The 13325-nt window shown below is 36.5% G+C and carries 15 protein-coding genes; 3 read left to right on the top strand and 12 right to left on the bottom strand.

Going from position 1 to position 13325, the window contains the following annotated elements; genetic code table 11:
* Positions 1-176: 176 nt before the first annotated feature.
* From DNG35_RS06375 to rsfS, 7 genes are all read right to left on the bottom strand, one after another.
* Positions 177-1016 carry a methylated-DNA--[protein]-cysteine S-methyltransferase gene (locus tag DNG35_RS06375; protein ID WP_111127062.1) on the bottom strand — a complete coding sequence of 280 codons (840 nt, stop codon included), beginning with the start codon at positions 1014-1016 and terminating at the stop codon, positions 177-179.
* Positions 1017-1074: 58 nt separating this feature from the next.
* The gene (locus DNG35_RS06370) at positions 1075-1383 is read right to left on the bottom strand and encodes an acyl-CoA-binding protein (RefSeq protein ID WP_233494463.1); all 309 of its coding nucleotides are present in this window, start codon (positions 1381-1383) and stop codon (positions 1075-1077) included.
* Positions 1355-2005 (bottom strand): phosphatidylserine decarboxylase family protein, encoded by a 651-nt coding sequence (locus tag DNG35_RS06365; protein WP_111127058.1) that lies wholly within the window; start codon positions 2003-2005, stop codon positions 1355-1357. Before DNG35_RS06365 ends, DNG35_RS06370 begins: the two co-directional genes overlap by 29 nt.
* A complete protein-coding gene (locus DNG35_RS06360; protein WP_111127056.1) occupies positions 1995-2798 on the bottom strand; it encodes a phosphatidate cytidylyltransferase in 804 nt (267 codons plus the stop codon). Before DNG35_RS06360 ends, DNG35_RS06365 begins: the two co-directional genes overlap by 11 nt.
* A 3-nt stretch (positions 2799-2801) precedes the next feature.
* Positions 2802-3413, bottom strand: a complete 612-nt coding sequence (locus tag DNG35_RS06355; protein WP_111127054.1) for an LUD domain-containing protein — start codon at positions 3411-3413, stop codon at positions 2802-2804.
* Between the two features lie 119 nt (positions 3414-3532).
* Positions 3533-5506, bottom strand: a complete 1974-nt coding sequence (gene ftsH / locus DNG35_RS06350) for an ATP-dependent zinc metalloprotease FtsH (RefSeq protein ID WP_111127052.1) — start codon at positions 5504-5506, stop codon at positions 3533-3535.
* 21 nt (positions 5507-5527) lie between these two features.
* Entirely contained in the window at positions 5528-5899 is a 372-nt protein-coding gene (rsfS, locus tag DNG35_RS06345; protein WP_111127050.1) for a ribosome silencing factor, read from the bottom strand.
* 95 nt (positions 5900-5994) lie between these two features.
* Between rsfS and DNG35_RS06340 the strand changes: the two genes are divergently transcribed.
* Positions 5995-6729, top strand: coding sequence for a biotin--[acetyl-CoA-carboxylase] ligase (locus DNG35_RS06340; protein ID WP_111127048.1), 735 nt, complete (start codon positions 5995-5997; stop codon positions 6727-6729).
* Positions 6730-7722: 993 nt separating this feature from the next.
* Here DNG35_RS06340 and DNG35_RS06335 read toward each other — a convergent pair.
* Both DNG35_RS06335 and pyrE read right to left on the bottom strand, forming a co-directional pair.
* A complete protein-coding gene (locus DNG35_RS06335) occupies positions 7723-8115 on the bottom strand; it encodes an SRPBCC family protein (RefSeq protein WP_111127046.1) in 393 nt (130 codons plus the stop codon).
* Positions 8099-8767 (bottom strand): orotate phosphoribosyltransferase, encoded by a 669-nt coding sequence (gene pyrE, locus DNG35_RS06330; RefSeq protein ID WP_111127044.1) that lies wholly within the window; start codon positions 8765-8767, stop codon positions 8099-8101. Before pyrE ends, DNG35_RS06335 begins: the two co-directional genes overlap by 17 nt.
* Positions 8768-8774: 7 nt before the next feature.
* On the opposite strand from pyrE, the gene DNG35_RS06325 reads away from it, so the two are divergent.
* The gene (locus tag DNG35_RS06325; protein ID WP_111127042.1) at positions 8775-9398 is read left to right on the top strand and encodes an NUDIX hydrolase; all 624 of its coding nucleotides are present in this window, start codon (positions 8775-8777) and stop codon (positions 9396-9398) included.
* Here DNG35_RS06325 and DNG35_RS06320 read toward each other — a convergent pair.
* Genes DNG35_RS06320 through DNG35_RS06310 form a run of 3 tightly spaced genes read right to left on the bottom strand, consistent with a single transcriptional unit; the run spans position 9366 to position 12596 of the window.
* A complete protein-coding gene (locus DNG35_RS06320; protein ID WP_111127040.1) occupies positions 9366-11132 on the bottom strand; it encodes a M14 family metallopeptidase in 1767 nt (588 codons plus the stop codon). The two genes, DNG35_RS06325 and DNG35_RS06320, sit on opposite strands and share 33 nt — an antisense overlap.
* Before the next feature lie 6 nt (positions 11133-11138).
* Positions 11139-11594: a pantetheine-phosphate adenylyltransferase gene (coaD, locus tag DNG35_RS06315; RefSeq protein WP_111127038.1), complete on the bottom strand. Its 456-nt coding sequence runs from the start codon at positions 11592-11594 to the stop codon at positions 11139-11141.
* Positions 11595-11621: 27 nt separating this feature from the next.
* Positions 11622-12596: a D-alanine--D-alanine ligase gene (locus DNG35_RS06310; RefSeq protein ID WP_111127036.1), complete on the bottom strand. Its 975-nt coding sequence runs from the start codon at positions 12594-12596 to the stop codon at positions 11622-11624.
* Between the two features lie 78 nt (positions 12597-12674).
* On the opposite strand from DNG35_RS06310, the gene DNG35_RS06305 reads away from it, so the two are divergent.
* Positions 12675-13316, top strand: coding sequence for a PASTA domain-containing protein (locus DNG35_RS06305; protein WP_111127034.1), 642 nt, complete (start codon positions 12675-12677; stop codon positions 13314-13316).
* The last annotated feature ends 9 nt before the right edge of the window (positions 13317-13325 follow it).

The raw sequence follows: 13325 nt of genomic DNA, 5'->3' as shown, positions 1-13325 counted from the left end.
AAATGCTTCGGAAAACTTACGTTGTTTCTTGATTAATTTTAAATTAGCTTTCATATAAATTGACTTTAGTGGTCAACCTATATCAGGGACGTACACAATTTCACTCCAAACTCCAAACTCCAAACACCTAATTCCTAACTCCTAATTACTAACCCCTAACTACTAATCCCTAATTCCTAACTCCTAATTACCCTTTCCCACCCAATGATTGCTTTTTTACGGGTCGAACCCCACATATAATTTCCGATGACTCCCGAAGATTGTATCACCCGATGACACGGAATAAGGTAGGCCACAGGATTGCTTCCAATGGCTGTTCCAACCGCGCGTGATGCTTTTGGTTGATCGATATCGTTGGCGATATTTCCGTAAGTGGTTAATCGACCACAAGGTATCTTTAACAAACTTTCCCAAACTTTGAGTTGAAAATCGGAGCCTTTAAGGTGCAATTTGATTTGTTGTAAACCGGTTTTGTTCTTTTGGAAAATGGCGATGGCGTTTTGCTGAAAAACAGCTGGTCTTTCTTCAAATTTTGCTTTCGCGAACTTACTTTTTAAATCTTCGACGGCTTGTATGGAGTCGTCTGAAAAAGCCAAGTGACACACCCCTTTTGAAGTCGAAGCGACCAATATTTCCCCGAAAGGGCTGTTGTAAAAATAATAATGAATGACCAGGTTTTCACCTTTGTTTTTATATTCTGCAGGTGTCATTCCCTCAATCGTTACAAATAAATCGTGCAACCTACTCGTGCTGGAAAGACCAGTATCTAAAGTGGTGTCAAAAAGTGTAACTTGGGGTTTTTGCAATAAACTTTTGGCGTGGTTGACGCTTAGGTACTGCAAAAACTTTTTAGGACTCGTGCCTGCCCAACGGGTAAAGAGACGCTGAAAATGAGCTGGACTCAAATGAATATGTGCTGCAATTTCGTCTAAACTAGGTTGTTCTTTGAAATTTTCGTAGAGAAATGCTATTGCTTTAGCAATGCGTTGGTAGTCTATATTTTGTTGTGTTTTCATAAAAATATAAAAACCAAATATCTGTAGATTGATAGAAATTTAAAATCTGAAATATGCTTTATTCTTTTGGAATGTATTTGTTAACGATTTTGATGTATTCTCGTTTGGCCTGGGTAGGCGAAATGTCCCGTACTTGAAAAATAGCATTCATTTTAAAAGCAGAAATAAGTTCGGAATCGTTGGGATTGCTTTCAGAAAAATACTTGCCCTTGGTGGCTCTTTTGTAATAACCGTAAAATTGCAACAAAATGTCCGGTGGAAATTGTAAAGATGTCTTGGAAGCTCTTTCGTAGGCTTCTTCAAATTCTTGGTTGAGTTTTTCTGTTTTTGTAGGCATTCTAGAGTTGAGCAATGATGGTTTCTCCACCTCTCACTTTTTGATTGAGTTCTACGTTAAGTTGGGTTCCGACGGGTAAAAAGACATCGACACGCGATCCAAATTTTATAAATCCGCTGTCGGCTCCTTGAATGGCTTGATCTCCTGCTTTAGCGTAATTGACAATGCGTTTGGCTAAAGCTCCTGCAATTTGTCGGTATAAAATTTCGCCAAAGTTTTGGTTTTTGACGACCACCGTTGTGCGTTCGTTTTCTTCACTTGATTTCGGGTGCCAAGCGACCAAATATTTTCCTGGGTGGTATTTGCTAAAAGTAACTTCGCCGTTTACTGGGTACCTTGTGACGTGTACATTTATAGGTGACATAAAGACCGAAACTTGTAATCTTTTGTCTTTAAAATATTCTTTTTCTTCCACTTCTTCAATCACGACCACTTTTCCGTCTACGGGAGAAACCACCGATAGATCGTTGATGTTTGTATGTCTTTTCGGATTTCTAAAAAACTGAACCACTAAAATGAAAAGCACAAAAGAAACAAACAGAATACTGTATTTTAACCAAGTTGTTTCAACTAAAAATAAGTTGAGTAAGTTAACGATCAAAAACAAGCCTAGCGTAATGGCTAAAATTTTATATCCTTCTTTATGAAACATAATCTATGATGAGTAAAAATGTATAAATAAAAGTTCCTGCAAACAAAATACTATCCAATCGGTCTAACAATCCGCCGTGACCTGGCATAATGCTTCCGCTGTCTTTTACGTTGGCTTGGCGTTTTAGTTTCGACTGAATCAAATCTCCGTAAGTGCCAAACAAACTAGTGAAAAAACCTAGAAACACCCAGGTTTTATAAGTAAATACAGGTAAATACAATGAAATTACATAACCTGCAAGAACCGTAAAAATCATTCCGCCAAGAAAGCCTTCTATGGTCTTCTTAGGTGAAATACGCTCCAATAATTTTCGCTTTCCAAATTGTTTTCCGATAAGGTAAGCAAAAGTATCATTGGTCCAGATCATCACAAAAATAGCTAATAATATTTTAGGACGGTAATCATCGCCCTGAAAAGGTATTTTGCTAATAAAAACAAAAGAAGCAATGAGATAAAAAATGACCAAGATGTATTTTTTTCTTTCAAACAAAGGTATACGGTTAATGGCGACCAAATCCCTAATGAGCAAAAGCTTTACCAACAAAGTAATGATGAGGTATATGTAGAGCGTTTCGTGACTTATCCTAAAAAAGGAAAAAATTCCGTAGAGGGCAATAAATAAGAAATAGGATAAATAACTGTTGAGGTCTAATAGTTTTTGAAGTTCATAGATGGCAACAATACCAAAAACAAAAAGTAGGACTAAAAAAGAAATTTCAGAATAGAGTAGTGCCGAAATTAAAATAATCATGTACAATAATCCCGAAAGGCTTCTTTTTAAGATGTCGCTCATTTTTTATAAGTCTTCCAGAAGTAGTAGGTATAAATTTTTTGAAGTACTGCCATAGCTCATAAAGTCGTCACTCGGCTTGTTTTCAAAAGTTTTGATTGTAGTAATGTTGGTAGGTATTCTATCGGTAGACTTATTTTTGATGCCTCTCAAACCTTCGCTTACCCCATTTACAAGTTGACTTGTACCTGCCAATACTACAAAATTATGCGGTAATTCGATAAGTTTTTTCTCCCCAATTTGGTTAGAAGAAATGAGTAAAGCCCCTGTATTGCCAATTAAATACTCACAAGTAGTCAGGAAAAAACTGGCTTCTTCACTTTTTTTGCCATACGTGAGGTTAAAATCTTTAAAAGTATCTCTTAGCTGATTGTCGCGACAGAAAACTTCAGTATCATGCCAGTTATTTTCATCCAATATTTTTTGAAAGATAATATGTACTTCATCCATATCAGCGCAATAAAGAAATTTTCCTCCGTTCTTTTTGAAGTTCTCCATGAAATTTTCATCTGTAGGAGCTTCCTCTTCAGGCATAAATTTGCTTTCAACCTTACGAGGTTCTACATTTTCTTCATCTGATTTTGAAGTAAACTTTAGAATTTTCTTTATGATACTCATATTGTTTTAAAGGCAATGTAAGATTTGATAAGTTCAAATATAAAAAATCTTGAATAACTTATGGCTAATTCAAGATTTTTTGACGTTTTTTGACGACTATTTCCGATAAAATAAAGATTTTACTCTTTATTTTCCTCTATATCATTGACTAAGGTCTCTTTTTGGTTGCCTTCCTCTTTCTTTTCGAAGGGGCGATCACCAAAAATCTTTTGTAAATCGTCTTTAAAAATTACTTCTTTTTCTAATAAAATATCCGCCAACTGCGAAAGCTTATCTTTGTGTTCTGTCAATAAATCGATAGCTCTTTGGTATTGCTCTTCGATAATATTAGAAATTTCTTTATCAATGAGTTCAGATGTTTTTTCACTATAAGGTTTAGTAAAGTTATAATCACTTTGACCTGAAGAATCATAATAAGTCAAGTTACCTACTTTGTCATTAAGACCGTATATGGTAACCATGGCTCTTGCTTGTTTGGTGACTTTTTCTAAATCGCTTAAAGCGCCTGTAGAAATTTTATTGAAAACGACTTTCTCAGCTGCTCTTCCACCCATGGTTGCACACATTTCGTCCAACATTTGTTCAGGTCTTACAATGAGTCTTTCTTCGGGTAAGTACCAAGCCGCACCTAAAGATCTTCCTCGAGGTACGATGGTTACTTTTACCAACGGAGCAGCGTGCTCTAACATCCAACTTACGGTGGCGTGACCCGCTTCGTGAAAAGCAATGGCTTTCTTCTCTTCTGGGGTGATGATTTTGTTTTTCTTTTCTAATCCGCCAACAATTCTATCTACAGCATCTAAGAAGTCTTGCTTGCCCACCGCTTTTTTACCTTTACGCGCAGCAATAAGCGCAGCTTCGTTACAGACGTTGGCAATATCTGCCCCCGAAAAACCAGGTGTCTGCTTGGCTAAAAACTCGATATCGAGTTCGTTGTCTACCTTTTTTAAAGGTTTTAGATGAACTTCAAAAATTTCTTTTCGCTCCCTAATGTCTGGTAAATCAACATAAATCTGTCTGTCAAACCTACCGGCACGCATCAATGCTTTGTCTAACACATCGGCACGGTTGGTAGCGGCAATCACAATCACATTGGTATTGGTGCCAAAACCGTCCATCTCGGTAAGCAATTGGTTAAGGGTATTTTCGCGTTCGTCGTTAGAACCTGAAAAATTGTTTTTTCCACGGGCACGACCAATTGCATCGATCTCGTCGATAAAAATAATCGACGGTGATTTTTCTTTGGCTTGTTTAAATAAATCTCTTACCCTTGAAGCTCCAACACCTACAAACATTTCGACAAAATCTGAACCTGAAAGTGAGAAAAAAGGTACTTTGGCTTCACCCGCAACTGCTTTTGCCAATAAAGTTTTTCCTGTTCCTGGAGGTCCTACTAATAATGCTCCTTTAGGAATCTTTCCGCCAAGAGCGGTATATTTTTCTGGATTCTTGAGGAAATCTACAATTTCTTGTACTTCTTCTTTGGCACCTTCTAACCCGGCAACGTCTTTAAAAGATACTTTTACGTCGGTGTTCTGATCAAACAGCTTGGCTTTTGATTTTCCGATATTAAAAATCTGACCACCAGGACCACCAGAAGCTCCGCCAGTCATTCTTCGCATGATAAAAATCCAAACCCCGATAATAACTACAAAAGGTAAGACCGTCCATAAAAATTCGCCCCAAACATTGCTTTCTTCCTCAAAAATCATGTTGGCAGAAACATTGTTTTCGCGTTCAATTTCATCGACACTTTCTTGAAATTTTTCTAAGCTACCAATCATAAAGGAATAAGAAGGAGCCTCGCCTACATTCATAAACCCAGGATTGGTTTGTGGCTTGTTTTCGGCTTTTTGGGCTTCTGCAGTAAGGTAGACATCAGCTCTTTTGTTATTGATCACTATCAACTTTTTTACATCGCCATTTCTGAGCAGTTGCTCAAATTTATCGGGAGTAATCTTAGCAGGTTCGCTAAAACCTGAACTGAAAAATTGGATGAATATAAAAAACAGGATGATTCCTGCGAAAAGCCAATAAGTATTGAATTTTGGTTTTTTGCCTTCGGGCAAGTTTTTGTTTTGTTGCTTAGCCATGTGTGTTGTAAGACAATAAAATTAGTAATTGGTTTCTATAGAAGTAACTTTTGCGTCTCCCCATAAACTTTCGATGTCGTAGAATTCCCTAATGTGTTTCTGAAAAACGTGTACTACAATATCTACATAATCGATAAGTACCCATTCTGCATTTTCGGTACCTTCTACATGCCAAGCTTTTTCTTTAAGAGATTTGCTTACAATTTTCTGAATAGAATTAACAATGGCGTTTACTTGCGTATTAGAATTTCCATCGCAGATAATAAAATAATCACAAACGGTATTTTCTATCTCACGTAAATCAAGAATGTCTATGTTTTCTCCCTTTACTTCTTCTATGCCCTCAATGATATGTGTAATAAGTATGTCTGTGTTATTTTTTTTCTTTGTCATTAAAATATTTTTCTTTTCCGCAAAGTTATTATTTTTTATAGTTTTTTTGCATTGTTAACATAAACTTATTCTTTATTGTTAAGCTACTTTTTTGTATGAATATAATCAAAGTCCATACCACGCCATCAACCAACGCCTTTGTAAAAGAGCTTATGGCTACAAATAAGCTTTTAAGCGATAGTATTGTTTGGGCAGAACACCAAACCAAAGGAAAAGGGCAGATGGGTAATGTATGGCAAACAGAATCGGGAAAAAACCTTACGTTCAGTGTGTTGGTAAACGATTTAGGTATTCAACTCAAAGATAACTTTGTACTCAATATGGCAATTTCTATCTTGATTAAAGAGTTTTTGTTGGGTTTAAATTTAAAACAAATTCACATCAAATGGCCAAACGACATTTTGGCAGACAAACATAAAATTTGCGGAATTCTCATCGAGAATATTTGTCAGCAACAGCAAATTAAAAAAACGGTTATCGGAATAGGAATTAACGTGAACCAACAAAATTTTAAAAATTTACCACAGGCGAGTTCCTTAAGTCTAAAAACCAATCAGGTTTTTGATTTAGAGAAATTGTTGCACACTTTCGTGGAAACTTTTGAGAACAGGTTTTATACGTTGTTGCAACAACCAAAAAAAGTTTTACAGCAAGCCTACGAAACCCATCTCTTTAAGAAAGATAAAGTCGCTACTTTTCAGCTACAAGAGGAACAATTAAAAACAGGAATCATCAAAGGAGTTGATCATTCCGGTCATTTAAAAGTTATATTTGAAGACGAATCTGTAGCACAGACTTTTGACCTTAAAGAAATAAAATTGTTGTATTGATAGTTACCACCTTCATTCGATCTGTTTTATTTTTCAATAGAAACTAAACTTTTATATCGAGAATGGCCTAAGTTTCGCCTTCGGGCACCCATAGCTGAAATTGAGCGTTACAATTAAAAGTTGTTTGAAGTCCACGAGTGGACAAGTTCTTTTAATTTAGCTCATAAAGGGTCATGGGTGAATAAGAAACTTCAGCCTAGATTTTTTGTATACTTTTTCATCAATGGAAAAAGTATTATAGCAAGCCTACGAAACTCATCTCTTTAAGAAAGATAAAGTCGCTAGTTTCAGCTACAAGAGGAGCAATTAAAAACAGGAATCATCAAAGGAGTTGGTCATGCAGGTCATTAAAAAGTTTTATTTGAAGACGAATCTGTAGCGCAAACTTTTGACCTTAAAGAAATAAAATTGTTGTATTGATACATATCATCTTTATTCGATGTGTTTTATTTTTCAATAGAAACTAAACTTTTATATCGAGAATGGCCTAAGTTTCGCCTTCGGGTACCCATAGCTGAAATCGAGCGTTACAATTAAAAGTTGTTTGAAGTCCACGAGTGGACAAGTTCTTTTAATTTAGCTCATAAAGCGTCATGGGTGAACAAGAAACTTCAGCCTAGATTTTTTGTATACTTTTTCATCAATGGAAAAAGTATTACAGCAAGCCTACGAAACCCATCTTTTAAGAAAGGTAAAGTCGCTAGTTTCAGCTACAAGAGGAACAATTAAAAACAGGAATCATCAAAGGAGTTGATCATGCAGGTCATTTAAAAGTTTTATTTGAAGACGAATCTGTAGAACAAACTTTTGACCTTAAAGAAATAAAATTGTTGTATTGATTGTCGCTTCGAGCCTTGCCTTCGGCTGACAGGTATTTTACGGAAGTAAAATGTATCGAGAAGCAATAGTCTAGTTTTCGACCTGTCTGCCGTGGTCATACCAGGCAGGTACAATTCCGCACGTTTGCGGAATCACTCAAACTGACAAGCTTCTTTATAACTGACCTATTTTCTCTGCTAGGGTATTTATAAAATTTTTGAGCGGTGACTTTACCATCATCGCCATCATGGCGTTAAACTCGCCATCAAAAATAAGTTGAGCCTCGGTTTGGTTCTCCGAAATCGGGGTTAAATCTGCTTTTAGCGTAAACGGAAATTTATCACTTTTGGCTCCTAAAACAATCTGGCTATGCGGGGTTTTGTCTTTGATTTGTAAACCAATTTCGGGCATTCCCTTTAGCTGAAACAAAAAGCTGTTTTCGTCTAACAACTCAAAACGTTGAATAGAATCGGGCATAATCGTTTCAAAATTTTTCACATCCGATAAAAAGTTGAATAACTCTTCTTGAGACTTGTTGACCGTGGTGGTATTACTTTCTAAGTGCATTTGGTGCTGTGTTTTGTTGCCATTCCGAAGGGTTTTTTCTCCATTCTTGTAGCGTTTCGTACTCTTCTTTGTTGAGGTAACTAGTTTTATAAGCCTGTTCTACCAAAACTTCATAATTACTTAAGGTGTTGACTTGCAGGTTTTCTTTTTCAAAATTTTCTACCGAAAGATCAAACCCATAAGAAAAAATGGCGAGCATCCCTCTGACATCGGCTTCGTGATCTCGTAAAGCCTCGATTGCTTTTAGGCTACTTCCTCCAGTACTGATCAAATCTTCGATGACTACCACTTTTTGACCTTTTTTAAGGTTGCCTTCTATCTGGTTTTGGCGACCGTGTTTTTTTGCTTCAGGTCTAATGTAAACAAAAGGTAAATTCAGGTAATCTGCCACCAACATCCCAATGCCAATAGCTCCTGTAGCGACTCCGGCAATCACGTCGGGTCTTCCGTAAAGTTCTTCTACTTGTTTTGCCATCGCTTCCCTGATGTAGTTTCTGATGGGCGGAAAAGAGAGAATGATACGGTTGTCACAATAGATTGGCGATTTCCAACCACTTGCCCATGTAAAAGGTGTTTGCGGTTCTAATTTTATTGCTTTAATTTGCAACAACAATTCTGCAGTCTTTCTTGCGGTTTCGTTATTTAAAATCATACGTCAAATGTATAAAGTTTTTGTGAATAATATACCAATTATTCTTTCGACAAAAGAAAATATTGGTAACCAATATACTTCATATCCTATAAAAAAGGCGAAGATAAAACAGATTATTAGAAAAGTACTTAATGGCGAACTTTTTTATGTAAATCTTTACCATAAAAAGGAAGAGAAGTTGCTTAAGCACTTAAAAAAACAATTAAAAACTGTTATTGCTGGCGGCGGAATGGTTTTTAATAAAAAAGGTGAAATTCTTTTTATCTACCGCAATAAAAAATGGGACCTCCCAAAAGGGAAAATTGACAAAGGCGAAACCATAGAAGCATGTGCTTTGCGCGAAGTAGAAGAGGAGACCAATGTAAAAAACCTAAAAATCACAAAGTTTTTACAAATTACCTATCATATCATTGTACGAAACGGAAAGTTACGCCTAAAAGAAACCCATTGGTTTGAGATGACCACCGACTTTGAAGGCGAATTGTCACCTGAAATAAGTGAAGGCATCAAAAAAGTAAAATGGAAGAATTTTGAAAAATCCCAAAAAGCACTTCAAAAGTCCTATGAAAACATCAAACTGCTTTTTCCGCCAGAATATTTAGTGCAACACCCGAAAAACAGGGTATCGTAAATGTGATTTTTCGTAATACTTACTGCGTTTGTAAATCCAGTCGAGTTGAGCGTAGCTATTACTCCTAAACGAATAGTCGTTTCTTTTTTTCTGCTCAAAACTTTCTTTGAGCTCCGGATAGTCTTCTAATAACTTTTCGGCGATATCTTCAAAAACATAAGGGGAAAAATGTTCTTTTTGTTGGAGTATGGCATCGAAAAAATTCCAATTAAAAAAAGAGTCCACAGCTTGTGGTTCGAGTGTTTCCAACAAATAACGTATTCCAGCTTGATGGGTAGGAATAAGGTAGTCACCTTCGCTAAATTGAATACTGTCTGTAGATTTTTTTACTTCCGTGTTGTAGTGCAAATAATGACCTTCGTAGGGAGATCCAACGGTTTGATAATCCTGTATGTGATAAACTTCAACCATAAAAATACTGTCTTTCTCTAAACGTTGCAGTTGTATGTTGTTGGCTTCTAGTTTTTCTTTGATGTCCCAATACCCTTGCGGAAGCAAGTAGGCTTTTGGGATTTTTATACTGTCATTTGCCGTGAAATGATTGTAATACTCAATTTCTTTTTCAAAAGGTTGGGCACTATTGTATTGAAGTCGGTTTTGTCCTGTTACTTCACTCTTTTTGATGCTTCCTTCGTAACCTTTAAAATTCAATAGACTTACTGAATCTTTATCCACTTGATAATTGAGTGGGTAAATTTCCGCTTCAGCAAAATGCCTGAAGTTATCTTCCCGAAGTTTTTTGATTTTTCCGTTGCTGTTTTCAACCAAATCGATGGCGGTTAACAGCATTTCGTAGGTGGCATCAACTCGTTGCTGGTAAGGTTTGAGCATATGCGTTTCGATCATCAAACCTAAGCTGTTCCAAAGCGCAGCATAACCCGAAGAATATCTAGGGTTATCTAAAAATTGTTCAAAACCTTTTTCGGGTTTTTCATTAAAAACATTGACGTATGGAGTAATATCTAAATTCTTCTTGGAAAGGCTATCGACCAATTCGGGTAAAAACTCTTGGTGGATATAATCGCCCAATGCACCTTGCATTTTGTTGTGCTGAGTGAGTAAATGGGTAAGCGTATATTGGTAGTCTGCACCGTTGCTCACATGCGTATCGATAAACACATCAGGATTTACCGTATGAAAAAGTTTTGCAAAAGCGCGGGCATTTTTAGTATCCATTTTAATAAAATCACGATTGAGGTCATAATTTCTAGCATTTCCGCGAAAGCCATAAGCCTCTGGGCCATTTTGGTTGGCACGGCTTGCTGTATTTCGGTTGAGTGCTCCACCAATGTTATAAATAGGTATCGCGGCAATAATGGTGTTTTTAGGGGCAGGAATTGAGTCTTGTGCCATATCGCGAAGCATCATCATCGTGGCGTCTATACCATCACTTTCTCCCGGATGAATACCATTATTGATAAGGACTATGGTTTTTTCTTCATCTTTGAGGTATTCCCAATCAAACTCACGGTCAGGATTAAAAATAACCAAATGCAAAGGTTCTCCAGCATCGGTGGTATCAAAGACTTGTAATCTAATGCTGTTATATTTGCTGTCAAGGTCTTTGTAAAAGGCAATAACTTCTTTGTAAGTAGCGGTTTCTTTCCCTTTCGATTTCTCAAAACGAGTCTCAAAATCATAGGTTTTGACCAATCGATACTTAGAGAAATCACAACTAGTGAAAGAAATTAAAATAAATAAAAAAACAGAAATATGTTTAACAGAAAACTTCATAATAATTTATTTAACCCTTACAGAATCAGGGACTAACCCAGTATAATCTCCTTTATTTCTAATGACATCACGCACGATAGAAGAAGAAATATAACTTTTTCCGCTAGAGGTCAATAAAAAGACGGTTTCTATTTGGGAAAGCTTTCTGTTGGTATGTGCAATCGCTTTTTCAAACTCAAAATCGGCAGGATTGCGTAAGCCACGTAAAATAAATTGAGCATTTTCTTTTTGGCAAAAATCTACGGTTAAACCCTTGTAGGTTTTTACTTTTATTTTAGGCTCGTTTTCAAAAGCATCTTCGATAAACTTTTTTCGCTTTTCAAGCGGAAACATGTATTTTTTATCGGCATTGATACCAATAGCGAGAATGATTTCGTCAAAAAGACTCAAGCTTCTTTCGATGATATCGTAATGTCCTAAGGTAATAGGGTCGAAGGATCCTGGAAAAACGGCTCTTTTCATAAAAATGTTTCTTGCAAGTTAAAAAAATTATCGCAAAGCAGCTTCAATCGTGTTTTCGAATAATTCTTTTAGGCTAATACCCGCAGCTTTTGCTTGTTGTGGTAAAATACTGGCTTCGCTCATTCCAGGAATGGTATTGATTTCTAGAAAATGAGGTTCATTCTGGTGAAAGATAAACTCTGATCGGCTCCAACCTTTGAGTTTTAAGGTTTTAAAAATCTTCACGGCAATCGCTTGAACCTTTTCGGTCATTTCAGTAGAAATCGTAGCAGGCGTAATTTCTTGGGATTCGCCTAAATATTTGGCCTTATAGTCAAAAAATTCATTCTCTGAAATGATTTCGGTCACCGGTAAAGCCTTAATTTCCCCTTTGTACTCAATGACACCTACAGAAACTTCGGTGCCGTCTAAAAAAGACTCGATAATTACTTCGTCATCTTCCTTAAAAGAGAAATCGATAGCTTTTTTGAGTTCGTCTTTTTGATAAACTTTAGAAATTCCGAAGCTACTGCCTGCTTTGTTGGCTTTTACAAAGCAAGGTAAGCCAACTTTAGCGATGATTTCTTCTTCGTTGATTTCATCACCAAGGTTGAGAAAATAGTTTTCAGCGGTTTTGATACCGTAAGGTTTTAAAACGCTGATGCAATCTCTTTTGTTGAAAGTGAGTGCCGACTGATAAAAATCACAGGAAGTCTGTTTGAGCTTAACGGTTTCGAGGTAAGCAGCCAGTAAACCATCTTCTCCTGGGGTTCCGTGAATGATATTAAACACCAAATCGAAATTTATTTTTTTTCCGTCTAAAACAAACGAAAAATCTTGCTTTTGTATCGGATATTTTTGGTCTTGATGCGCTACAAACCATTCGTTTTCCAGGATATGGACTTTATAAGGTTCATACTTTTCTTTATCTAAATATTCATAGACCAAATTCCCACTCTTAATGGATATTTCGTATTCGTTGGAATAACCGCCCATGGCAATGGCAATACGTTTCTTTTTCATTTTATAAGTTTAAGAAATAAGATACCCCACAAAAATACGTTTGATTTTATATCTTTGTTCTTTTAATGCATAAAAATAATGAGTTTTATAAAATTTGTCTTTAGCAAAGCTTTTCTGATACAGTTAGCGATTGCCCTAGTTGTTTTCTGTGTTTTGTTATTTTTAGTGATGCAATGGTTAGATTATAGTACCAATCACGATCAGAAAATAGAAGTTCCCAATTTGTCTAAACTTACGTTAGATCAAGTTGATGAACTGCTAGAAGAAGCCGATTTGCGAAGAGAAGTAAACGACTCAGCCAATTATAATCCAGATTACCCTAAATATTCGGTTATCGAACAATCGCCAAAAGCAGGTGATTTTGTAAAAGAAAACCGTATGATTTACCTTACCTTAAACCCTTCGGGTTATGCAAAAGCGGAAATTCCAGAATACAATGGTCGATCACGCCGACAAATCGAACCGACTTTACTGGCTTTAGGTTTTCAGATAGGAAGCATTACTTACAAACCAAGTTTTGCCAAAGATGCTGTGTTAGAGCTTCGGCACAAAGGTGCTGCGGTAAAAAAAGGAGACGAGTTGATGAAAACTTCGGTCATCGATTTGGTACTGGGTGACGGAAAAGAAAGCTATAACGATGTCACCTCCGACGATAATTCCAGCGAAGGCTCAGAAAGCACAGAAACGGCTACGGAAACTTCTGACGACTTAGAACTCTAAATTTCCTTT

It is taken from the genome of Mesonia sp. K7, from assembly GCF_003233725.1.
Taxonomy (GTDB): Bacteria; Bacteroidota; Bacteroidia; order Flavobacteriales; family Flavobacteriaceae; genus Mesonia.
Note: the sequence above shows the minus strand (reverse complement) of the source record. Positions and strands in the feature narration are given on the sequence as shown.

What these genes read in the sequence shown, in the direction of transcription:
- DNG35_RS06335 (WP_111127046.1), bottom strand. Translation starts at nt 8,115, where the DNA reads ATGCACTTAGAAAGTAATACCACCACGGTCAACAAGTCTCAAGAAGAG.
- DNG35_RS06305 (WP_111127034.1), top strand. Translation starts at nt 12,675, where the DNA reads ATGAGTTTTATAAAATTTGTCTTTAGCAAAGCTTTTCTGATACAGTTA.
- ftsH (WP_111127052.1), bottom strand. Translation starts at nt 5,506, where the DNA reads ATGGCTAAGCAACAAAACAAAAACTTGCCCGAAGGCAAAAAACCAAAA.
- DNG35_RS06320 (WP_111127040.1), bottom strand. Translation starts at nt 11,132, where the DNA reads ATGAAGTTTTCTGTTAAACATATTTCTGTTTTTTTATTTATTTTAATT.
- DNG35_RS06360 (WP_111127056.1), bottom strand. Translation starts at nt 2,798, where the DNA reads ATGAGCGACATCTTAAAAAGAAGCCTTTCGGGATTATTGTACATGATT.
- pyrE (WP_111127044.1), bottom strand. Translation starts at nt 8,767, where the DNA reads ATGATTTTAAATAACGAAACCGCAAGAAAGACTGCAGAATTGTTGTTG.
- DNG35_RS06355 (WP_111127054.1), bottom strand. Translation starts at nt 3,413, where the DNA reads ATGAGTATCATAAAGAAAATTCTAAAGTTTACTTCAAAATCAGATGAA.
- DNG35_RS06340 (WP_111127048.1), top strand. Translation starts at nt 5,995, where the DNA reads ATGAATATAATCAAAGTCCATACCACGCCATCAACCAACGCCTTTGTA.
- DNG35_RS06325 (WP_111127042.1), top strand. Translation starts at nt 8,775, where the DNA reads ATGTATAAAGTTTTTGTGAATAATATACCAATTATTCTTTCGACAAAA.
- DNG35_RS06310 (WP_111127036.1), bottom strand. Translation starts at nt 12,596, where the DNA reads ATGAAAAAGAAACGTATTGCCATTGCCATGGGCGGTTATTCCAACGAA.
- coaD (WP_111127038.1), bottom strand. Translation starts at nt 11,594, where the DNA reads ATGAAAAGAGCCGTTTTTCCAGGATCCTTCGACCCTATTACCTTAGGA.
- DNG35_RS06375 (WP_111127062.1), bottom strand. Translation starts at nt 1,016, where the DNA reads ATGAAAACACAACAAAATATAGACTACCAACGCATTGCTAAAGCAATA.
- DNG35_RS06365 (WP_111127058.1), bottom strand. Translation starts at nt 2,005, where the DNA reads ATGTTTCATAAAGAAGGATATAAAATTTTAGCCATTACGCTAGGCTTG.
- rsfS (WP_111127050.1), bottom strand. Translation starts at nt 5,899, where the DNA reads ATGACAAAGAAAAAAAATAACACAGACATACTTATTACACATATCATT.